Origin of the sequence: Clostridium sp. 1001270J_160509_D11, from assembly GCF_015667935.1 — a bacterium.
In the GTDB taxonomy this organism is placed as follows: domain Bacteria; phylum Bacillota; class Clostridia; order Peptostreptococcales; family Peptostreptococcaceae; genus Intestinibacter.
Genome location: NZ_JADPET010000038.1, coordinates 1 through 21242, shown reverse-complemented (window position 1 = coordinate 21242; position 21242 = coordinate 1). Strand labels below are relative to the sequence as shown.

The window sequence follows — 21242 nt, the reverse complement described above, 5'->3', positions numbered from 1 at the left end:
CTTTACGAAATGAGGGCAAAAACTCTAAAAGACAAGATAAGCGCATTAAACGAAGCCGAGCGAAAAGGAATCAAAAAAGGTAGACAAGAAGGTATTAAAGAAGGCGAAAAAAGCAAAGCAATAGAAATCGCAAAATCACTGATAAACATAGGGCTAGACAAAGAAACAATATCAAAATCGACAGGTCTTACTTTATCAGAAATAGAAAAATTAATAGATTAATTAAAGAAAGTAGAGGTGTAAATCTCTACTTTCTTTAATTCTAAGGAATTTATACATTTTAACTAAGGCAACGGAATCTTTGATTCGTTGGCGCCATGAGTGAAGCGAATTTTAAGCAACGGACGAAGTCGCCCGCTCATGAACGCAGTGAATTTTAAGCGACGGACGAAGTCGTTGGCGATATGAACGCAGTGAATTTTTTATGACACATAGAACTTATAACTAAAAAAAATGCAACTTTTTTTAGTTATAAGTTGTCTTATATTATATAAGAGAAATGAATTAGACAAATTTTAGAAAGGGAAGTTAATATGGAGGGTATAAATTTTATTTCAAAAATAAGGGGAAAAGGAAGCACTTCAAAAAATAAATCTATAAAAACTAATTGTGCCTCATTTGAAAAATTACTATTACAATATAAATCTTACTTATATAAAGTGGCCTACACATATGTAAAAGATAAGCAAGTCGCACTCGATATTTTGCAAGAAACTTCATTTAAAGCGTGGTTGAATATACACACGTTAAAGGATGAAGAAAAATTTAAACCATGGATAACAAAAATATTAGTCAATACTGCTTTAAATTATATTAAAAAAGAAAGCAAGGTAATTTATATGGAAGATGAAAATTCAATTATATATAGTGAAAAATCTATATCTATAGAGGAGAAATTAGATTTATATGACGCAATAGATTTGTTAAAACCAAAATACAAAACAGTTATTATATTGAAATATTTTGATGATATGAAGATAGAAGATATTTCATATGTTCTTAATACACCGGAAAATACAGTAAAAAGTCATCTGAAAAGGGCGAAGGAAAGTCTAAGTAGTATTTTAAAGGAGGGGATTTAAATGAAGTTTGATAAATTTGATAATATAGAAGTTCCAGAAGAAGTTGATAGTTTTATAAAAAATGGGATTAAAAAAGCAGAAAAAATTAAGAAAAAAAGAAAAGTACAGAAAGTAGTAGTGGCATCTATAACATTAGTATTGTGCTGTGGAGTTTTGATAAATGACACTACATGGGCACTTGTTGATAGCATCACGAAGAAGATAGAAAATTATTTTGGAGCGAATAATGATGAGTTTGAACAATATAAAGCTGATATCGGAAAAAGTGCATTTGATAAAAATATTACAATGACTTTAAAAGAGGCAATGCTAGAAGATAGTCAATTGATATTAAACATGAATTTAGATTTTTCAAAACTTGATAAAGGATATAATATAACAAATTATATGCCTCAAATTAAAGAAGTTTACTTAGATGGTAAGAAGTTTTTGCCTAGTTCAACTATGCAAGAATTTGGAATTAGTGAAGACGAAAGCATAGATGAAATTGAAAAGAGGGGGAATATAGACTTTTTAATACGACTTGAAGTAGTATCAGCAGATGCATATGATGAAGATAATAGAGTTTTAGAGAATTTAGATAAAGATAAGGACTACAATGTAAAAATTGTGTTTGGTAAAATAGAAACAATGAAAATGGATGTGGATAAAAATTTTGGAAAATCAATAACAGGAAATTGGGAGTTTAATTTTACTATAAATACAAAAGAAATGGCAAAGAAAATAAAGGTTTATAATATAGATGAGGAAATTGAAATAAAAGATAAAAATAAAACTACTTTATTGAAATTTAAAGAATTAAGAATATCACCATTATATGCAAGACTTTATGTTGATGCTGAGAGCACAGGAAGCCAAGACTTTTTAAATAATATTACTATAGAAGCTGTCGATCAAGATGGAAATTTAATATTAGAAGGACTTAGTGGAAGTTCTAGTTATGAAAATGGTATAAACAAATATATAAATTTAGAATCAGAAAAAGATTTATATCAAAGTGGAGATAAAATAAATATAGATAAGATAGAATATATAAAAATTATCCCAGTTAAATTAACTGAAAGTGGGGACACTTATAAAAAATACGAGCATAAAGCTATAATAGTGAATTTGAAATAAAAAAGTTGTCACAAGATATTGTGGCAACTTTTTTTGTATTCAAGAAAATCTAAATTATAATATAAAAAATTAATAATATGGAATAAACATAGATAGATAAAAATATAATGAATTAAGCTTGTACAAAAATAAAAAGGGGAGGGATTTGAATTAAGAGAAAAATAAAGTTTATAATTGCTGTCTGTATTATGACGGTGATTGTATACATTACGTATGATAATCTGCAAGATATTGATGCAGGTAGGAGTTTGCCAGTTGGGGTGACTGAGGTTGAACTTAAAAATTGGACAAAAACGAGAGAGCCAGATGAAATCGAAAGTGGAGAGAAAAAGTTAAATTCTCATAGTACTTTATATAAATTTAATAGAAATATTGATGAAAGTGATGTTGAAAATATACAGGACTTATATGATTCTAGTAATAAACTCAGAGGGATTAATTATGTAACAATTAATAGCGAAAGTAATACAGAAGGAAATGAAAAAATAGAAGATCAAAGTAACAGTATAGGTGATATAGACGATGAAGTTTACAATGAAAATAATGATATATCTCAAGAAGAATCAAGTTTAAATATAAATGATGTGTCAAAAGAAGAATACAGTTTTAATACAAATAATGCATCAAAAGAAGAAAATCAAGATATATCAGAACAAGAATATCAATTTGAAGAAATCGAACAAGATATATCACAACAAGATAAAAGTACAACACAACAACAATACGCAAAAGATAATACAACAAACCAAAGTATTCCGAAAGTAATTGTAGAAGATAATAAAACACAAACTAAAGTAACAGGCAATAAAGTTTTAAGAACTATTGTAACTCCCCAAAAAGGAGGAATAATAAGATATGATTTGTGGACTTTGTATGACTACTTAAAATCGGACAAAGAAGTTAAGTGGCAAGAAGATAAATTTGTGACATGGGATTTATACACATCTTTAGATCAAAAAAATGAACAGACTAGTGTTGAGTGGAGGATGTTGAGCGCCAAGATAAATATATCTCCAGAGCAATATGATTTGCTAAGTAATAATGAGGCATATGCAGTACTTGGTGTAGAAGCAGATAATGAATATGGATTTGAGCTTATCGTACCTTATAACGATATAATCAGCGTCTTTATAAATGGATTTGTGACATCACTGAATTATCAAAATCGAAATACAGACAGAATTTATAATTTAGATGGAAGTAATACAAAATACAAACCATCAACATTATCAAAGTGTAAAAATCCAACTATACATAAAAGTGATTTATCAAAGCATACTGATTTTTATCATTTTGAAACAGGTGTATTTAATATGAGTAACACTAGTGGGCTAAATGCTAATATGATTATGGAAACAGACATAAGCAATAAATTAAATCTAGGAGAAAATAGCATAGATTTTTTAGTCGGAAATTTTATTTCAAGCGAAAGTGTTTTAAATAATTCATATGGATTTTCAAAGTTAAATCTGTATATTATTGAAAAGCCAAAACTAGATATAAATATCCAATTTTATAAATATATAGATGACGAAATACTTTATTTTAATGAAGATTATGCACCAACAAGGGGTGATGATGTATATATCAGAATAGATATAACAAATACATCAGATAAATTTGTATTAAATAATCTAGATTTAGATATGAAGATTACAAGTACTCCTTTAAAGATAAATAAAAACACAATTACTTATAATAATTTAAATATAAAAAACAATACAAGGTGCTATATAAACGACGATTTTTCCACCCAGTACAGCATAGATATTTTAAAAGAGCTTAAATGTGGAGATAAAGTTACTATAATGTCTGATAAAATAACTTACTCTATTACTAAAAATGATGCCGTCAGAAGTGCAGTAATCTGTAGCGGAAATTTAAAAATGAATTATATTAAGGATGATTTTACTCATATAGAATTTAAAAATAATCAAACAGCCATTAGAGTTCCAACTAGCAGCTCGTGTGGTACTTTAAATTTTACCTGTGAGATAGAAGATGAAGATAATGCCTTGGCAAGTAATATAGGAGATAAAATAACAGAAGATGGTTATAGTGAAGGTGGCGATTATAAAGATAATAAAGAGGAGCCAAGTCTTATTGTAAATGTAAGTAATGATAATGAGTCTGCCAATTTAGTCATAAAACCTGGACAAACATATAAAGTAGAAAATTTAAGTATTGATAAAACTTATAATATAAGCTTAATTCTACCACAAAACTATATTGTTATAGATACAGACACATATTCTAGCTCAAAACAAAATACAGTCCAAATAGATACAAACTCTGATTATGACCATGATATACATATAAAAATCAAGAAAAAAAGTAATCCTTATTTTTATAAAAATAAGCAAGATGAGGTAGATTTAAGTTTTAAATAAATTAATTAAAGATAAATTAGACTTAAGTTTTAAATAGACTAGTTAAGAAAAAAGTGAATTTTACTTTTGAATAAACTATTTAGAAACAAAGGTGATAAAATGAAAAAACTAATTATAGCTATAGTGACGATAACTATTTTAGTAGTCATATCTACAAATTATGGGAAACTATATGCTATGTTTTTCAATCAATTCTCAAAAGATATCACTCAAAAAACAGCTAATATAGATTTTACAATTCAAGGAGATTTTAAAGGTGAGAAAAAAATAAATATACAAAATTTAGATCAACTTATAAAAAATGATGTGAAAAATTATGAGATAGATATTGATTTTGATATAGAAAATAACAGCGATTGTGAGATATATGTGAGGGTAGCTGTTGTATCGATTATTTTAGACAATACTAAGGCGAATACGGCGTATAAGTTTAGCAATTCATTTTGTGAAATAAAATATGATAGTAAAAATAATACTCTGGATGAAGACTATTGGGAAAAGTCAGATGACGGATATTATTACTATAAAACGACTATAAAGAAAGGAGGAACTTTAGAGAATAAACTTATTTCGGGAATAAAATTAAATATAAATAAATCAGAAAAAATGAGTTTAATTCATAAACAGCCTCAGCTTGTGGTGAGAGTAGAGGCAAGTAATAAGGCATTTTAAATTTTGACAAATAAAAATTAATCTAAAAGTATGAAATGGTGTAAAGATATTTCAGTAAGCAAGAAATAGTGTAAAATATTTTAAACTTATAAGGGGGAGTTTTATTGAAAAAAGGGAGAAAAATATTAGTTGTATTGTTGGCGATTTTAATACCAGTATCAATTGGATTTGGTTACAAGTTTTTTAGCTGGAAAGGTAATAAGAGTTTATCAAACCAAGCTATGACAGTTGATGGAGATATAAGTATAAAAAATATTCCGAGTGAAAATACATTGTTACCAGGTGACAAAATATGTGATGAAATACAGTTTAATATAAAATCGACAGCAATGAGTTTATTAAGGGTAAAAATTGATGGATTTGTAAGTTCTACATCAGATGGAAATAAAGATAAAAAAGAATTGTGTAAAATAGAAGGACTTGATGAAAATTGGATAGATGGACAAGACGGATATTACTATTATATAAAAGGTGTAAGTAATACAACAAATTCAACAGTTCCTTTTGTAACTGGAATATATTTTGAGGTTCCAGGGAGTGAAGATGCTAACAATTATCAAGGTAAATACATAGGTGCAGATATACAAGCTGAGATGGTTCAAGCAAAACACGGAGTATTTAAAGATCATTGGAATATTGGGGAAAGTAGCAATGTATATAGTATTTTAAATGAAATATCACAAAATGAAGGTGAATAAGTTTTATATTATTAATTTATGGGTATAAATAAATTAATAAATATGTCAAAAGATAATAATTTATTAAAAAACTATATTCACAATTTTAATCTAATATGAATCAAAAGTAGGGGAATATACCCCTACTTTTTAGTGTATATAAATAAAAATCTTAGTGTATATACGTTTAAAATATTATTTCATGTAAATTAAAAAACAATATCTATTTAAAATACAGCCTTTCAAAAGATAATTTATAAGTAACAATCAAATGATTAAGTGATATAATATTAGGAACAAGAAAAAATATGGTAAATGTGACTAATTTAAGGACGCATTGGCTAAAATCAATAATGTAGTTTAGATTTTAGGTTGTTTTTATTTTGAATTATTTTCATTTAAAAGAAGTCAAAATAAATTGCAAGATGATTAACCTTTATCTATAATGAACTTAAAGGAAGAAAATATTAATAATTTATTAAGGTTGGAGTAAGTATATTTATATATAATAAATATAGTTTTTATATTCTAACTTGAATAATTACATCGTGGTTTTTAAATCACACCAACGTGGCATATTACTGGGAGGTGTTTAATATGTTTAAATCAAAAACTAATTGTTTATCAGATGTAATAGCGTATGTTACTATGGCTATAATTTATTGCTCAGTAGCTTTTTATTTTATATCAATTGGGACAAATGTAAATCAAGTAATGTTTACAATCATATCATTTGCTGTTGGAGCTTTTGCTTATTTTAAACTAAGCTTTAAGAAAAAAACAACGACAACAGATGAAGTTAAATAGATAAGAATTTTTTTGGAGGGCAAGATGGCAAAAAAGGTAAAAACAAATGCAATGAGAATATTAGATTCTAATAAAATAGATTACGATACACATTCATATACAACAGATGGCGAACATGTAGATGGAATTACAGTCGCACATGCTATAGGAAGAGATGCAAAACAAGTTTATAAAACTTTGGTAGCTCAAGGACACAGCAAAGAATACTATGTTTTTGTAATACCTGTCGATCAAAACCTAAACCTAAAAAAAGCAGCTAAAGCAGCTGGCGAAAAAAGTGTAGAGATGATTCATGTTAAAGATATCAACAAGATAACAGGCTACATAAGAGGTGGGTGTTCTCCTGTTGGAATGAAAAAGTTATATGGAACTTTTGTCAATGAAACGGCAAAAGAGCTAGATACTATAATAGTTAGTGCAGGAAAAATTGGATACCAAATCGAATTAAAACCTGAAGATTTACAAAAGGTAACTAATTTTAAATATGCAGACATAATACAATAGAACTTGTGTTTAGAGGATATTTCGGTGAAATATCCTCTTTTTTTGTTGATGAGATATATTATTTAGTAAGGTAAGCTATATGATTAGTAAGATAATTAAAATAAATAATTTTAATACACAAATATTTTGATTATCAAATAGTATTGACATCTAAATAATTTTTGTATAAAATTATTTAACAGAACAGATAAACAAAATAAAAATATTAGGGAAATTAGAAAATATATTTGAGACTGGAGGTTTTATTCATGATACGCATAATAACAGATAGTGCGAGTGATATAACTATAGAAGAAGCAAAAGAATTAGGAGTGGAAGTAGTTCCATTGCATGTGATTTTCGGAAATGATGTTTTTATGGATGGTGTAGATATAAGCCACGACGAATTTTATAAAAGATTGGAAGAATGTGACGAATTGCCGAAAACATCACAAACAAATCCAGGTGGATTTGTAGAAGTATTTGAAAAATATATAAAACAAGGTGATGAAATTGTCGGGATATTTATATCATCAAAATTAAGCGGTACATATCAATCATCAATTATAGCATCTGATATGATTGAAGACGGAAAAATACATATAATAGATTCATTAAATGCAAGTATGGGTTTAGCTGTGCTTGTGAGGGAAGCTGTCAAAATGAGGGACAAAGGAAAAAGTGTAGACGAAATAAAAGTAGAAATAGAAAATCTCATACCAAGGGTGAAATTAATTGCAGTAGTCGATACTCTTAAGTATCTTAAAAAAGGCGGAAGATTATCTGCAACTTCAGCAATAGTAGGAGGGGTACTTGGAATAACTCCTGTAATATCTGTCGTTGATGGAAGTGTAGAAGTTCTCGCTAAGACTAGAGGTCACAAAAAATCTATAAAATTTATGGTAGATTATATGAAAGAAAACCAGCCTGATTATAATTATGCAGCAGATTTTGCATATACAAGAATAATAAAAAATTTGGATTCATTTAAAGAATCATGTAAACCTGAGTTTCAATTTTCAGAAGAGTCAACAAGGGAAATAGGAGCAGCAATTGGAACTCATATAGGTCCTGGAGCTTTTGGAGTGGCATATATATCAAAATAAATTAATAAAAATAATAGGGGGATATTACAATAATGAAATTGTAGATATCCCTTTTTATATATTTCAGATTTCAAAAAACTTGTTTTATATTCCAAATAATGATAAAGTGTTATATAGAAGACGAATAATCAGAAAATTTACGGGGAGGTATGTTCGCTTGAAGGTTATTAATTCTGCTCAAATTACTGAAGAAGTAAAGCGTTTGTGCATAGAGGGAAACCTTTTCTTAGGTCGAGATGTTGTTGATTCATTTAGAGAAAATCTTCAAAAAGAAGAGAGTGACTTAGGTAAAGATGTATTAAATATATTAATTGAAAATGCAGAAATTGCATGTAAAAGGGAGATTCCAATTTGCCAAGATACAGGAATGGCTGTGTTTTTTGTAAAGGTTGGCCAAGATGTTAAAGTTGAAGGAGATACTTTGACAGATGCCATAAACAAAGGCGTAAGTCTAGGATATACTGAAGGATACCTTAGAAAATCTGTAGTAAGTCCGATAGATAGAGTAAATACTCAGGACAACACACCAGCAGTAATCCATTATGATATGGTTAAAGGTGATAATATTGAAATCGTTTACGCGCCAAAGGGATTTGGTAGTGAAAACATGAGTCAACTAAAAATGTTAAAGCCATCAGATGGGCTAGATGGAATAAAAAAATTTATAGTTGATGTAGTATCAGAAGCTGGACCAAACCCATGTCCACCGATAGTTGTTGGTGTAGGAATTGGAGGTACTGTGGATAAGTGTGCCCAAATAGCAAAAAAAGCCTTAACTAGGGAAATTGGCGAACACAACAAAGATCCATTTATAGCAGATTTGGAAAAAGAAATGTTAGAAGAGGTAAACAACCTTGGGATAGGGCCTCAAGGATTGGGAGGAAGAACAACAGCACTTGCTGTAAATATAGAGACTTTCCCAACTCATATAGCAGGTCTTCCAGTTGTTGTGAATATAAATTGCCATGCTTCAAGACATAAAAGCGTGATATTGTAAAAAGTGCTAAATTTAGCATTAGGTATTAGGAGGGGGATTATGGTTGAATTAAAAACTCCATGTACAAATGAGGATATAGAAAAATTAAAATGTGGCGATGTCGTTAAGATGAGCGGTGTTTTATATACAGGAAGAGACCAAGCGCATAAGAGAATGGTTGCCGCACTTAAAGAAGGAGGAGAACTTCCTTTTGATATAGAGGGTCAGGCTATTTATTATGTTGGGCCGACTCCAAACAAGCCTGGCGAAGTGATAGGTTCGGCAGGTCCGACAACAAGTTATCGTATGGACGATTTAACAGTTCCTCTTTTAGAAAAGGGCCTAAAAATAATGATAGGCAAGGGAAAAAGAAATGACACTGTAATTGAAGGAATGAAAAAATATAAGGCTGTTTATTTAGCTGCAATCGGCGGCGCAGGAGCTTATATATCTAACTCAATTAAAAAATGTGAGATAATCGCATATGATGATTTGGGTGCAGAAGCAGTTAGAAAACTTGAAGTAGAAGATTTACAACTTATTGTAGCGATTGATTGTGAAGGGAATAATATTTACGATAAGAGAGAAGAATACGCAAAAACTACAAAAGCTACAAATGAATAAAATTAAATGCGGAGGAAGTTATGACAAAAAAAGATTTCAATGAATTAGCATTAACAATGCACGAAGAAAAATTAGGAAAAGTAGGAATACAAAGTAAAGTTAAAGTTGGGACAAAAGATGATTTATCTACAGCTTATACTCCAGGGGTTGCTGCTCCATGTTTAAAAATAAAAGAAAACAAAGACGATGTTTATAAATATACTTGTAAGTCAAATATGGTTGCAGTAGTATCTGACGGGACTGCTGTTTTAGGTCTTGGGAATATAGGCGCGTCTGCATCTATTCCAGTTATGGAAGGAAAGGCAATATTATTTAAGGAATTTGCTGGTGTTGATGCATTCCCAATATGTGTAGATACTATGGATATAGACGAAATAGTTAGAACTGTAAAATTAATTTCGCCTGTTTTCGGGGGAATAAACTTAGAAGATATAAACTCACCAAGATGTATCGAAATTGAAAATAGATTAAAAGAAGAATTAGATATACCAGTATTCCATGATGACCAACATGGGACTGCGATAATAGTTTCTGCTGGTATAATAAACGCGGCTAAACTTGCTGGCAAAAAAATCGAGGACTTAGAAATAGTAATCAATGGTGCTGGTTCTGCTGGTATGGCTATTGCAAAAATGTTATTAAACTTAAACGTAAAAGATATAGTTTTATGTGATATAAATGGAGCATTATGTTCAAAATCAGAAGGATTAAACTGGGCTCAAAAAGAAATGTTAAAAGTGACTAATAAAAACGACCAAGAAGGAAAATTAGCAGATGTAGTAAAAGGAAAAGACGTATTTATCGGTGTTTCTGCTCCAAAAATGATGACTAAAGAAATGGTATCAACTATGGCAGAAAAATCAATCGTGTTTGCTATGGCTAACCCAACTCCAGAAATATTCCCAGACGAAGCGAAAGAAGGTGGAGCATTTATAGTTGGAACAGGGCGTTCAGATTTCCCTAACCAAGTAAATAACGTGCTTGCTTTCCCAGGAATATTCAGAGGTGCATTAGATGTTAGAGCAAGTGAAATCAACGAAGAAATGAAAGTTGCAGCAGCATATGCAATCGCTGGAATAATAAAAGACGAGGAATTAACAACAGAATTTGTACTACCAGATGCATTTGATCCACGTGTTGGACAAGAAGTTTCAGCAGCAGTTGCTAAGGCAGCTAGAGAAACAGGTGTAGCTAGAATATAGACATATTTTTCTCTTATAACTCATACAATCTATAAAGATGTATCTTGCACAGAAATTTAAGGAAGTGCCGATAATATCTATTAATTTATAGATGAATTGAGGAGAGAATTATGGATGAAAACACAATTGTTTTATGGGATCAGAACGGTGTTGAAACTACTTTCGAAAAAGTATTTTCAATAGAAATAGAAGGAGAGCATTATATAATGTTGTCTCCAGTTGATACTGAATTTTCTATAGACGAAGAAGACGAAAATGAAATTTTAGTATTTAAATTGAGAGATAGTGACCATGGCGAACTCTTAGTTCATTTAAAAGAGGATGAGTGCAGGGAACTTACTCAAAAATGTAAGGATTTAATCCAACGATTTATAAATAATTATGATGATTAAATTTTATTTTGTTCATACTAAAAATTAAGATTATACATAAAAAGACACATATAAATGTGTCTTTTTTTAATTGAGCTATGAATGCGGTGATTCTAATTTATTTTATTTTTTAATGTAGTGTAAACTTCTTTTGTACTTTGGCTATCTTTAGTATTATAAATCAAATAGTCAAATTTACTATTTTTTAATTTTACTACTATATATGGTGGATTATCATCTTTATTTTTAAAGTAAAGATAAACTCTGCATTTTCCATATTTATCACTTTTAAAATTACCTATACATTTTGTATCAGTGGCCATACCATTAGTTCTAATTTTAAATGATATTGGTTCATTTGTTAGTTTTATGCTCTCGATATCTTTGTAATCTAATTCATAAGAATAAGGAAATGATGAAATACTTATATTAGGTGAATCGTTGCTAAATGAAATAGAACTATTTGAAATTTCACTAGGACCCATTAAAACTAGAATAAGTATCAGAGTTCCTATTAATACAATTTTATCAAGTTTTTTACCCATAAAATAACCGTGTTTTGTGGCTAAATTATAAGTCATACTATATCCAAAACGACTGCTTACCATTTTGCTAGAGTCGTTTGGGTTGTAGTAGTATATTCCATCAATCCAGTAGTCATCATCATCTACTATGATTTCAGAATCCTTATTTTTAGAACTCAATTCCTCGTCTAAATCATTTATTTTCTTCTTAATATATATAAATCCTAGAGCTACAATACTTGATAGTAAAAGTGTTGAAACTACTATCACATTTAAAAACTTAAGGTCTATATATTCAAAAAGTGCTAGATAAAAAACAAGAACAATAAGAGATTCTACTATAGCATTAATCAAGAAATATATAGAGAACATTTGTTTTTCAGTCTTATTTAAAATAAAATTAATCTCTGAATCTGTGCTATAAGTTTTTAATTTATTTTTATTAAATACTTTAGCAATATAAAATAGCAATATAACTAACCCTAAGTTTAAAATTGCAACTATTAAAAATGCTATATTCTCGGATGAAAAATTTTTAATAGATAATATTAGAGGGATAATTCCTATTAAAATTGGTATTAAAAAGTATTTATTGCTTATTGGCATAGAATTTTTTAATAGAGTTGTCTTCGTATCACAATAGACTACTTTTTTCTCACCGACAAACCATCCATTTTTAGCTTTTTCTGCTTTAATTTTACGGTTCATAAGTTTAAACGGTATTATTCCATAATATGCAAAGCCCATGCACCACAACATTAAATAAAATATATAAACAGTTGTATTCTTAAAAATCCAAAAAGGAAATACACAAGGTATAGCAGTAAGTAACATAAGTAAGTAGACCTTATTGCACATAGATTTATATTCCTTTTGAACTTCTTTTATAAAGTCGCTTTCTAAAACATCGTATGGCAGAGTAACAGCCATAAACATATTTTTCTTTGGTTTATTTGCTGAGCTCAAAGTAATGAACGTGATAAAAATACAAGAAATCATAATGATTCTAAATAACATAAGGGTGACCGCCTTTCATAGAATCGAAAATATTTTCACATATTTTCATAAATTCATCTTTTTTTATTCCCCTGATTTCAGCCTCTGAAATAACTAGAGTTAAGTCATCTTCAAGCTTTTCTTTAAACTCAAAATCAGGCGTTAAGATGGTGTTTACCTTTGCACCATGTCTTCTGTCAATTGATATAAAACCCTCTTGTTTTAACATTGCATATGCCTTGTTGACAGTCATGTTGTTTATGCCGAGATCCTCTGCTAGATTTCTTATAGTTGGCAGTTTTTCACCTTGTGCCAAGTCACCATGAGCTATTGCCATAACGATTTGGTTTCTAAGCTGAATATATATTGGAATCTCGCTTTCGAAATTTAACTTCAAAATCATAATAGACCTCCTTTTTAGAATTACTAATTGAATAAAGATAATAGCTCCATAAAGTAATTTTTAAGTAAGTATAATGTTGTATAAAAATCAAGTATGGAAATAATTAACTTTGTATTATATATAGTAATACAAATAATACAAAAATGCAATAAAATAAATTCCAAAAAATTGCTATTGGAACAAATAGAGTTGCATTGAGAAAAAATATAATAATTTTACAAAAATGTGTTGACTTGGAGTGAACTCAAAGTAGTATAGTGTAAAAAATGGAAAAAATAATAGCAATATAAAGTCATCAGGAATATAGAAAAATGTAAATAAAAAAAATCACTGGTATTAAGGGGGAAGTTATGAAATATACTACTTTAGGAAAGTCGGATTTAAAGGTATCTAGAATATGTTTAGGGTGTATGGGGTTTGGTGATGTTCAGATGGGAATGCATTCATGGACTTTACCATATGAAGAGTCAAAGGAAATTGTAAAGTATGCTTTGGAAAGTGGAATTAACTTTTTTGATACAGCTATGGGATATCAGGGTGGTACGAGTGAAGAATATTTGGGGCGAATTATAAAAGAATGTGCAAATAGAGAAGATGTTATTATTGCGACAAAATTTGTCCCTAGAACAGAAAGTGAAATTAAAAATAATATAAGTGGTCAGCAACATGTTGAAAATTGTCTAGATGCTAGTTTGAAACGACTACAAATGGATTATGTTGATCTTTATGTATATCATTTTTGGGACTATAATACGCCTATAGAAGATATCATGGAAGGCCTACATAATGTTATTAAGCAGGGAAAGGCGAGATATATTGGAATTTCAAATTGTTATGCATATCAGCTGGCTAAGGCAAATGCAATAGCGAGACAAAATGGTTGGGATGAATTTATATCAATCCAAGGCCATTATAACTTGATTTTTAGAGAAGAAGAGAGAGAAATGGTGCCTTTGTGTAAGGAAGAAAACATAGCACTGACTCCATATTCTTCTTTAGCATCAGGAAGATTGTCGAAACATCCTGGCGAAGAGTCGAAACGTATGAGAGAGGACAGTTTTGCAAAAGGAAAATATGATGCAACTGCTGATGCTGATTTGAAAATTATACATAGGGTAGAAGAAATTGCTCAAATTAGAGGAGTTTCAATGAGTGAAGTTTCTCTGGCGTGGCTTATTAAAAAGACGACATCTCCAACAGTTGGCGCGACAAAGAAACATCACATAGATACAGCAGTTAAGGCAGTTGAGCTTGAATTAACTGATGAAGAGATAAAATATTTAGAGGAATTATATATGCCACACGAGTTAGTTGGAGTTATGGCACAAAATAAATAGATTTTAAGGGGGCAATATGAATAATTTAGGAGAAAATATTAAAAAATTAGGATTTGGTTTAATGCGTTTGCCGATGAAGGATGAAAAAATAGATATAGAGCAAACAAAAGTAATGGTCGATAAATTCTTGGATGATGGGTTTACTTATTTCGACACAGCTTGGGCATATGCAGGAAGTGAAGATGCGATAAGACAGGCGTTGGTTGAAAGATATCCAAGGGAATCATACCAATTAGCAACAAAAAACGCAGCTTGGATAAATTGCAACACAAGAGATGAGGCTATTTCACAATTTGAAACATCTTTAAAACAAACAGGTGCGGGATATTTCGACTTTTATCTTCTACATAATTTGGGAGAAAGCCGTACACAATTTTTCGATAAGTTTGATATGTGGAATTTTGTAAAAGAAAAGAAAGAAGAAGGGTTAATCAAACATATTGGTTTTTCATTCCATTCAACACCAGAAGAGTTGGAAGAAATATTAAAAGCACACCCAGAGATGGAGTTTGTACAGTTACAAATAAACTATGCAGACTGGGAAAATCCAGCCATTCAGTCGAGAGCATGTTATGAAGTGGCGAGAAAATATGGCAAGGAAGTTGTAGTTATGGAGCCTGTTAAAGGCGGAATGTTGGCCACACCACCACAGCCGGTAGTCGACATATTCAAACAAGCTAATCCAAATACATCTGTGGCATCTTGGGCAATAAAATTTGCAGCTAATTTAGAAGGGGTAATTACTGTTTTATCAGGAATGAGCAATGTCGAACAAATGGAAGATAATCTGTCATATATGAAGGATTTTGACGGATTATCAGAAGATGAAATGAAAGTTATCAAAAAAGCACAAGAAGAATTAAGTAAAATCGACATTGTACCATGCACAGTTTGTAATTATTGTGCAAAGGTCTGTCCTAATAATATTGGAATTTCGGGTTCATTTACTGCATTGAATCAACTTATTTTGTATGGAAATAAGGCAGCAGCACAACATCAGGAAGGTTGGCTAGTTGGCGGACATGGAAAGCAAAATGCCTCAGAATGCCTTCAATGTGGAGAATGTGAAGCTGTTTGCCCACAACATATCCATATAATAGATCAGTTAAAGCGAGTAACAAAAGAATTATTATAATAGAATGAAAATTATAAATCTATCATTTAACAAAATAATATATAGAGAGAAAAGGAGAGAAATGCCCTTTCTGAAAATTTAGCAAGGGTAAAAATTAGCGTAATGGAGATGTTTTCGAATAAAGATTTAAAAAATATAATTGTGCCCCTATTCTTTGAGCAACTGTTGGTGATGTTGGTGGGAATTTTATAGGGGTATTTATTTTACATGCAGGAGTTGCAGGGGTTGCATATCCTTCTTTGATTGCGAGGGCGTTTTCAGCAGTTGTGATTACGGTACTTCTTTTTAATAAGAAGTATGAAGCTCATTATGAAAAGGAGTCATTGGTTATACTGTTGCATTTCCATTTTCGGGACCTCTTAGCAATGGGCTTAGAGCGACTGGCGATGTAAAATACACAATGATTGTTTCGATTGCATCAACTGTTTTGGGAAGATTTATATTTTCGATAATCTTCGCTATATATTTTAATATGGGAGTGATTGGAATTGTCTTTGCAATGTGTTTAGATTTAAAGTATTAGTTAAGGTTATTAAAAGTATTAATTAAGATGATTAATTGAAGATATTAATTAAAGCAATTAAAAATTAAGATCGTAAATTTTTAGATAAAGATTTATTTTTTTACAAATTGTATATTAAAAAAGGATGCTCAGATAGTATTAATCTATTCGTGCATCCTTTTTAGTTTATTTATCTAAAGCTTTATGTTCTATTGATTTAAAGTATTTATCTAAACTATTTATACCAGTTATTTATCTTTATACTAGATAATTCATCTAAAATCTAAACTCTATGGCATCCGCTTTCGTCTTGAGTTATAAGGTTTTTCTTCATTAGAACACCAAGTGCTCTTTTGAAGTTTTTCTTACTTGAATTAAATACTGTTTTGATTTCTTCTGGAGAAGATTTATCGTTAAATCTCATGAAACCGTCGTTTCCTTCTAAGTAACTCATTATTGATTTTTCAAGAGTATCTAATTCTGCAGCTCTTTCACCTCTTGGAGAAAGGCCTAATTTTCCGTCTTCATATATTTTTATAACTCTCAAGTTTTCTAGTTTATCACCGATATTTAACTCTGTGAAATATTCGTTGTTTAATATTATAGTATCGAATTTGTTGTCAACACATAACATTGCAGTGTTGTTAGTTTGGAATCCATAAACAATACCTTCTACTGTATCGCCGATTTTGTAATCAGATTCTGTTGATAAATATGGGAAAATGTCAGTTGTTGCCGCAAGTCTTCCCGTTTTATCAAGATATATGTAGAATAAATATCTTTGACCCTTAGTCATTTCAAAAGTTTGTTGTTTGAAAGGAACTAAGATATCTTTAGGAAGTCCAACATCGACAAAGCTACCTATTTTAGTGTGTGCAACTACTTTTAAGTAAGCTATATCACCTAATTTTGCTTTTGGATATTCTAAAGTAGCAGAAAGTCTACCTTCTGAGTCTCTATAAATGAAGACTTCTATCTCATCACCAACTTCTACTTTTTGTTTATTAAGAAGTCTGTTATGTAATAAAACGTCATCGTTTGAATTTGATCCTTCTTCGCCGACGAAATATCCGAAATTCGTCTCTCTTTTTACTATTAATTTATTGTATTCACCTAATTTAATCAAAGTTTTATCTCCTTTTCCGCTAGTACTACCTATTATTATATCCCTATTATACATGGATTATATATTTTTATCAAAATAATTATTGATGGTATTAAATTAATAACTAAATTGAAGTTTAATTAATTATGCGAATTTAAGAAAAATTAGAAGGAAAAGAAGAAAATATAACGAATATTATATGTAAAAGTAGAATTTTATCGCAGAATTAGGAATAAAATGAAAAAATATTTATTTTTGAGGAAAAAACAAGAAAAATGATGTATAATATTTTATTGTTGAAATAAATACTCAATAATACAATGTAACTTTAAATTATATTTAAATAAAAGTTATATAATGTAGAGAGGCTAAAATTAAATAAGAAAGCGGGGAATGATATGAATGAGAAAATAATTTCTCTTGCAATATCTTTGGGTTTAATGACTACAATTGGATTCAAGGATTTGAGTTATGCTGATACAACTGTATCGGGGATTGTTACAGCAACTGCATTAAATGTGAGAAGCGGACCTGCCACAACATATTCTGTTATTGGTCAAGTATTACAAGGAAACGATGTAAAAATCGTAGACAAAACAGGAAATTGGCTAAAAGTTAACTACAAAAATACAACAGGTTACCTTTCTGGTGCATATGTATCGAGCATATATAACGAAGCAAAAACAGAAGGATATGTTATTGGATGTAACACTTTAAATGTAAGAAGTGGTCCAGGAACAGAATACGCCAGAAAAGGAAGTCTAGTTAATGGTACAAAAGTACACATTATAAGTACTTCACTAGGATGGTCTAAAATAATTTACAATGGAAATTATGCTTATGTATCGGCAAGTTATCTGTCGAACTCACCAAGCGAAAACCAAGGAAACACAGGAAGTAATAACTCTAGTAATGGGAATAATTCGTCAAACGGAAGTACAGAAAACAACAATACACAAGTTACTATTAAAAATACAGGTACAGTTACTGCCGATCGTCTTAATGTAAGACAACAGCCAAGTACATCATCGACGATTTTAGGTGTATTAGAAAAAAACACAACAGTTAAAATAGTAGACGAAACAGAATCATGGTATAAAATCATGTATAAAAATGATTATGCATTCGTTTCAAAAAACTACATAATATTAGGAGGGACACAAACAGGTGGAACTCAAACAGTTACAAATTTAAATAATTTCTTATTTATAGGAGACTCTTTCACAAGTAGAATCAAAAACACAATACAATCAAAAGCAAAAGATTCATACGTAAGAGCAAAAGGAGGAGCATTCCCTTCTTATTGGTTAGATAATTTTTCACAAATGCCAGACTCAAACAACGTCAAAGGAGTTGTTTTACTAATAGGAATAAATGGAATTTCTAGAGAATCTAACTTAACAGATACAAAAACATTAATAGACAAATTATCTAAAAAATATTCAGATAAAACAATATATGTCCAAAGAGTCTTTCCAGTCGGAAAAGGATACGCAGGATATAACAATACACAAGTTGCAAATTACAACAAAAACAGAATTAATCCGTTTAACGCAAGTATAAAAGCATACTGCAATACAAAATCAAATGTCAAATTTATCGACACAACAAGCGGATTTGTAGATGCCAACGGATTTTTAATAAACTGCGAAACAGACGGACTTCACATACTAGATAGCTACAGTACTAAATTCTATAACAACATACAAACAGCAGTTATAAACGTGCAATAAGTATAAGATAAGTATAATGTAAATGTAGCTTACGAAAGTAGCTAAAGTATAAACTATAGATAAAATAGATTAATAGATTATAAGAAAAAATAAATTATAGCAAAAATAGAAGAATATATTATTTTTAATATAATAAATAGTAGCAAAAAAGAGATTGATACAAGAGAAAGTACCAATCTCTTTTTTTGTTGCGCATACACCTACTGCGGGGCATTATGATTCTATTTAACAACTTTGTGAAAGTATGAATAATGATATATTATGTGGATATAATTACATTTAGTTTATAGAAATTAATGTAATTTATAGTATACATACACCATATGACAAGTAAAAATCAGTAAACAAGTAAAACAAAGTGAAGGGAACTTAAAACAAATAAAAACAACTTAAAATGACCTAAAAAAACAAATTACCACAAACTACAATAAGTAATAATAAACTAATAAAATAATAAAAAATAAATAAATATGGAGGTTTAAATATGAAAATGCATAAGCATTTAAAGGAAAAAAGAGAAAGGTTAAAAGGTTGGAATTTAGATTTTTTGATGAAAGATTTATCTCGGAATGAAATGGAAATATGGGTTGAAATAATTCAATGTAACTAAATATAAAAGTTAATGATAAGAATTATACAGATTTAGTTTGTATCACAAAGTTGTTAAATAGAAACATAATGGCTTAAAATTAAAATTAAATGTAATGACTTATAAGATTGGATTATATAAGAAATAAATTATATAAGGCGGAATAGTTTGAAGGGGGAGAGTATGAGGTAAATGATTTGGAAAAGTATAAATATAGGTATAAGTATGTAGTGTGGAAAAGTAGTTTTGGTAATTTTCCACACTTTTTATGTTATAAGGTTAATAGGTCTAGTAAATTAAAGCCACTTTATTAAAGTATTATTAAAATAAACTGATGACTTATTTACTAGATGTTTGTATTATCTTATGAAGTTAGTGTATATTTTTTCTTCTTTTTGTGGCATTGGAATGCCTGCTTTTTTGCTAGATTCTATGCATTTTAGAATCCATGCCATGTTTTTGCCCAGGGTTCTCATGATTTGTATTCCTTCTAGATCTTGTAATACTTCTTCTGGAGTGTTGCCATGAACCATGTTCCAGTAAGATGAGCTTATTACTGGCATGTTTGATATTGTGAAGTATTTTGTAAGTTGGTCTAGTGTTGCTGTTGTTCCGGCTCTTCTTGCACTTGCGATGGCTGCGCCTGGTTTGTATTGTAAGGCTCCGCCTGATGAGTAGAATAATCTATCCATAAATGATGTTATTGCGCCTGAAGCTGATGCGTAGTGTACTGGTGAACCTACGATTATGGCGTCGGCTTCTTTGGCTTTTGGCATACATTCGTTTACTACGTCGTCAAATATGCATTTTCCTTTTTTTCGACATGAGCCACATCCTATACATCCTGCGATTGGTTTTGCACCGACTTGGAATATTTCTGTTTCTATACCTTCTTCATTTAGTGATTTTGAGACTTCGTTTAAGGCTGTGAATGTGCAGCCTGCTTTTTTTGGACTTCCGTTTATTAATAATACTTTCATATTATTCCCTCCTAATAGTATTTTTTATATTTTGATATGTAAATAAATTATTGTAGTTAGTTTAAATCAATGATTGTATTTGATTTAACTACATAATTATTTTTAGTTTAAGTAAGTTATATGATTTTATAATTAATATTATAGCAGTTATTGAAAGTGAAGTTGTTGGAAGTTTTGTTATTCGTTATAAAAGTGAGAGATTTAGGCAGAATAATATAGTAGGTTTGTGATATCAAGATGATGAGTTTTGAGGTAGTAGATAATAAATTTTTATGAAATTAGACAATGTATTTTGGGAAGAATTTAGATTTTTAAAATTTTGATTTTTTGTATTTTAGAGTTTTGGTTAAATTTTAATTTTGTGAGAAAATAAGATTATTAATTAAAAAAAGTTACATATACTAAATTATAAAATTAATATTATGAATT

The 21242-nt window shown here is 29.6% G+C and carries 20 protein-coding genes and 1 pseudogene; 17 read left to right on the top strand and 4 right to left on the bottom strand.

Going from position 1 to position 21242, the window contains the following annotated elements:
* The 13 genes and pseudogenes from I4U58_RS05580 to I4U58_RS05520 all read left to right on the top strand — a co-directional run.
* Positions 1 to 222, top strand: a pseudogene (locus I4U58_RS05580) (hypothetical protein); the annotation flags it as partial.
* A gap of 311 nt (positions 223 to 533) precedes the next feature.
* Positions 534 to 1082, top strand: a complete 549-nt coding sequence (locus I4U58_RS05575) for a sigma-70 family RNA polymerase sigma factor (protein ID WP_195930049.1) — start codon at positions 534 to 536, stop codon at positions 1080 to 1082.
* On the top strand, positions 1083 to 2201 hold the full coding sequence (locus I4U58_RS05570) for a DUF4179 domain-containing protein (RefSeq protein ID WP_195930048.1): 1119 nt from the start codon (positions 1083 to 1085) through the stop codon (positions 2199 to 2201).
* Positions 2202 to 2389: 188 nt separating this feature from the next.
* A complete protein-coding gene (locus tag I4U58_RS05565; RefSeq protein WP_195930047.1) occupies positions 2390 to 4591 on the top strand; it encodes a hypothetical protein in 2202 nt (733 codons plus the stop codon).
* A 99-nt stretch (positions 4592 to 4690) separates the two neighbouring features.
* Complete coding sequence (locus tag I4U58_RS05560; RefSeq protein WP_195930046.1) at positions 4691 to 5263, top strand: hypothetical protein; 573 nt, start codon at positions 4691 to 4693, stop codon at positions 5261 to 5263.
* 104 nt (positions 5264 to 5367) lie between these two features.
* Positions 5368 to 5961 carry a hypothetical protein gene (locus I4U58_RS05555; protein WP_195930045.1) on the top strand — a complete coding sequence of 198 codons (594 nt, stop codon included), beginning with the start codon at positions 5368 to 5370 and terminating at the stop codon, positions 5959 to 5961.
* A 576-nt stretch (positions 5962 to 6537) separates the two neighbouring features.
* Positions 6538 to 6747 (top strand): hypothetical protein, encoded by a 210-nt coding sequence (locus I4U58_RS05550; RefSeq protein ID WP_195930044.1) that lies wholly within the window; start codon positions 6538 to 6540, stop codon positions 6745 to 6747.
* A 24-nt stretch (positions 6748 to 6771) separates the two neighbouring features.
* The gene (gene ybaK / locus I4U58_RS05545) at positions 6772 to 7251 is read left to right on the top strand and encodes a Cys-tRNA(Pro) deacylase (RefSeq protein WP_195930043.1); all 480 of its coding nucleotides are present in this window, start codon (positions 6772 to 6774) and stop codon (positions 7249 to 7251) included.
* 248 nt (positions 7252 to 7499) lie between these two features.
* Positions 7500 to 8336: a DegV family protein gene (locus I4U58_RS05540; RefSeq protein ID WP_195930042.1), complete on the top strand. Its 837-nt coding sequence runs from the start codon at positions 7500 to 7502 to the stop codon at positions 8334 to 8336.
* 157 nt (positions 8337 to 8493) lie between these two features.
* Complete coding sequence (locus tag I4U58_RS05535) at positions 8494 to 9333, top strand: fumarate hydratase (protein WP_195930041.1); 840 nt, start codon at positions 8494 to 8496, stop codon at positions 9331 to 9333.
* Between the two features lie 39 nt (positions 9334 to 9372).
* Positions 9373 to 9936 carry a Fe-S-containing hydro-lyase gene (locus I4U58_RS05530; RefSeq protein ID WP_195930040.1) on the top strand — a complete coding sequence of 188 codons (564 nt, stop codon included), beginning with the start codon at positions 9373 to 9375 and terminating at the stop codon, positions 9934 to 9936.
* A 20-nt stretch (positions 9937 to 9956) separates the two neighbouring features.
* Entirely contained in the window at positions 9957 to 11138 is a 1182-nt protein-coding gene (locus I4U58_RS05525; protein WP_195930039.1) for a malic enzyme-like NAD(P)-binding protein, read from the top strand.
* 110 nt (positions 11139 to 11248) lie between these two features.
* Positions 11249 to 11530 carry a DUF1292 domain-containing protein gene (locus tag I4U58_RS05520; protein WP_195930038.1) on the top strand — a complete coding sequence of 94 codons (282 nt, stop codon included), beginning with the start codon at positions 11249 to 11251 and terminating at the stop codon, positions 11528 to 11530.
* A 92-nt stretch (positions 11531 to 11622) separates the two neighbouring features.
* Here the strand turns inward: I4U58_RS05520 and I4U58_RS05515 are convergent, their stop codons facing one another.
* Entirely contained in the window at positions 11623 to 13050 is a 1428-nt protein-coding gene (locus I4U58_RS05515) for a hypothetical protein (RefSeq protein ID WP_195930037.1), read from the bottom strand.
* Positions 13040 to 13432 carry a GntR family transcriptional regulator gene (locus I4U58_RS05510; RefSeq protein ID WP_195930036.1) on the bottom strand — a complete coding sequence of 131 codons (393 nt, stop codon included), beginning with the start codon at positions 13430 to 13432 and terminating at the stop codon, positions 13040 to 13042. The genes I4U58_RS05515 and I4U58_RS05510 overlap by 11 nt, the downstream gene beginning before the upstream one ends.
* Before the next feature lie 350 nt (positions 13433 to 13782).
* Between I4U58_RS05510 and I4U58_RS05505 the strand changes: the two genes are divergently transcribed.
* Together I4U58_RS05505 and I4U58_RS05500 are read left to right on the top strand one after the other, a co-directional pair.
* Positions 13783 to 14769, top strand: coding sequence for an aldo/keto reductase (locus I4U58_RS05505; RefSeq protein WP_195930035.1), 987 nt, complete (start codon positions 13783 to 13785; stop codon positions 14767 to 14769).
* Between the two features lie 16 nt (positions 14770 to 14785).
* Positions 14786 to 15904 (top strand): aldo/keto reductase, encoded by a 1119-nt coding sequence (locus I4U58_RS05500; protein ID WP_195930034.1) that lies wholly within the window; start codon positions 14786 to 14788, stop codon positions 15902 to 15904.
* A 785-nt stretch (positions 15905 to 16689) separates the two neighbouring features.
* Here I4U58_RS05500 and I4U58_RS05495 read toward each other — a convergent pair.
* Positions 16690 to 17532: a S1-like domain-containing RNA-binding protein gene (locus tag I4U58_RS05495; protein ID WP_195930033.1), complete on the bottom strand. Its 843-nt coding sequence runs from the start codon at positions 17530 to 17532 to the stop codon at positions 16690 to 16692.
* A gap of 377 nt (positions 17533 to 17909) precedes the next feature.
* On the opposite strand from I4U58_RS05495, the gene I4U58_RS05490 reads away from it, so the two are divergent.
* Together I4U58_RS05490 and I4U58_RS14245 are read left to right on the top strand one after the other, a co-directional pair.
* The gene (locus I4U58_RS05490) at positions 17910 to 19244 is read left to right on the top strand and encodes an SH3 domain-containing protein (protein ID WP_195930032.1); all 1335 of its coding nucleotides are present in this window, start codon (positions 17910 to 17912) and stop codon (positions 19242 to 19244) included.
* Between the two features lie 484 nt (positions 19245 to 19728).
* Positions 19729 to 19854 (top strand): hypothetical protein, encoded by a 126-nt coding sequence (locus tag I4U58_RS14245; RefSeq protein ID WP_279325553.1) that lies wholly within the window; start codon positions 19729 to 19731, stop codon positions 19852 to 19854.
* Between the two features lie 338 nt (positions 19855 to 20192).
* Here I4U58_RS14245 and I4U58_RS05485 read toward each other — a convergent pair whose 3' ends face one another.
* A complete protein-coding gene (locus I4U58_RS05485) occupies positions 20193 to 20813 on the bottom strand; it encodes a flavodoxin family protein (RefSeq protein ID WP_195930031.1) in 621 nt (206 codons plus the stop codon).
* Between the last annotated feature and the right edge of the window lie 429 nt (positions 20814 to 21242).

Excerpts from the sequence above, each read along its gene's own strand:
- I4U58_RS05560 (WP_195930046.1), top strand. The coding sequence starts at position 4,691 with ATGAAAAAACTAATTATAGCTATAGTGACGATAACTATTTTAGTAGTC.
- I4U58_RS05520 (WP_195930038.1), top strand. The coding sequence starts at position 11,249 with ATGGATGAAAACACAATTGTTTTATGGGATCAGAACGGTGTTGAAACT.
- ybaK (WP_195930043.1), top strand. The coding sequence starts at position 6,772 with ATGGCAAAAAAGGTAAAAACAAATGCAATGAGAATATTAGATTCTAAT.
- I4U58_RS14245 (WP_279325553.1), top strand. The coding sequence starts at position 19,729 with ATGAAAATGCATAAGCATTTAAAGGAAAAAAGAGAAAGGTTAAAAGGT.
- I4U58_RS05550 (WP_195930044.1), top strand. The coding sequence starts at position 6,538 with ATGTTTAAATCAAAAACTAATTGTTTATCAGATGTAATAGCGTATGTT.
- I4U58_RS05500 (WP_195930034.1), top strand. The coding sequence starts at position 14,786 with ATGAATAATTTAGGAGAAAATATTAAAAAATTAGGATTTGGTTTAATG.
- I4U58_RS05485 (WP_195930031.1), bottom strand. The coding sequence starts at position 20,813 with ATGAAAGTATTATTAATAAACGGAAGTCCAAAAAAAGCAGGCTGCACA.
- I4U58_RS05570 (WP_195930048.1), top strand. The coding sequence starts at position 1,083 with ATGAAGTTTGATAAATTTGATAATATAGAAGTTCCAGAAGAAGTTGAT.
- I4U58_RS05530 (WP_195930040.1), top strand. The coding sequence starts at position 9,373 with ATGGTTGAATTAAAAACTCCATGTACAAATGAGGATATAGAAAAATTA.
- I4U58_RS05525 (WP_195930039.1), top strand. The coding sequence starts at position 9,957 with ATGACAAAAAAAGATTTCAATGAATTAGCATTAACAATGCACGAAGAA.
- I4U58_RS05490 (WP_195930032.1), top strand. The coding sequence starts at position 17,910 with ATGAATGAGAAAATAATTTCTCTTGCAATATCTTTGGGTTTAATGACT.
- I4U58_RS05515 (WP_195930037.1), bottom strand. The coding sequence starts at position 13,050 with ATGTTATTTAGAATCATTATGATTTCTTGTATTTTTATCACGTTCATT.
- I4U58_RS05510 (WP_195930036.1), bottom strand. The coding sequence starts at position 13,432 with ATGATTTTGAAGTTAAATTTCGAAAGCGAGATTCCAATATATATTCAG.
- I4U58_RS05565 (WP_195930047.1), top strand. The coding sequence starts at position 2,390 with ATGACGGTGATTGTATACATTACGTATGATAATCTGCAAGATATTGAT.
- I4U58_RS05575 (WP_195930049.1), top strand. The coding sequence starts at position 534 with ATGGAGGGTATAAATTTTATTTCAAAAATAAGGGGAAAAGGAAGCACT.
- I4U58_RS05505 (WP_195930035.1), top strand. The coding sequence starts at position 13,783 with ATGAAATATACTACTTTAGGAAAGTCGGATTTAAAGGTATCTAGAATA.
- I4U58_RS05540 (WP_195930042.1), top strand. The coding sequence starts at position 7,500 with ATGATACGCATAATAACAGATAGTGCGAGTGATATAACTATAGAAGAA.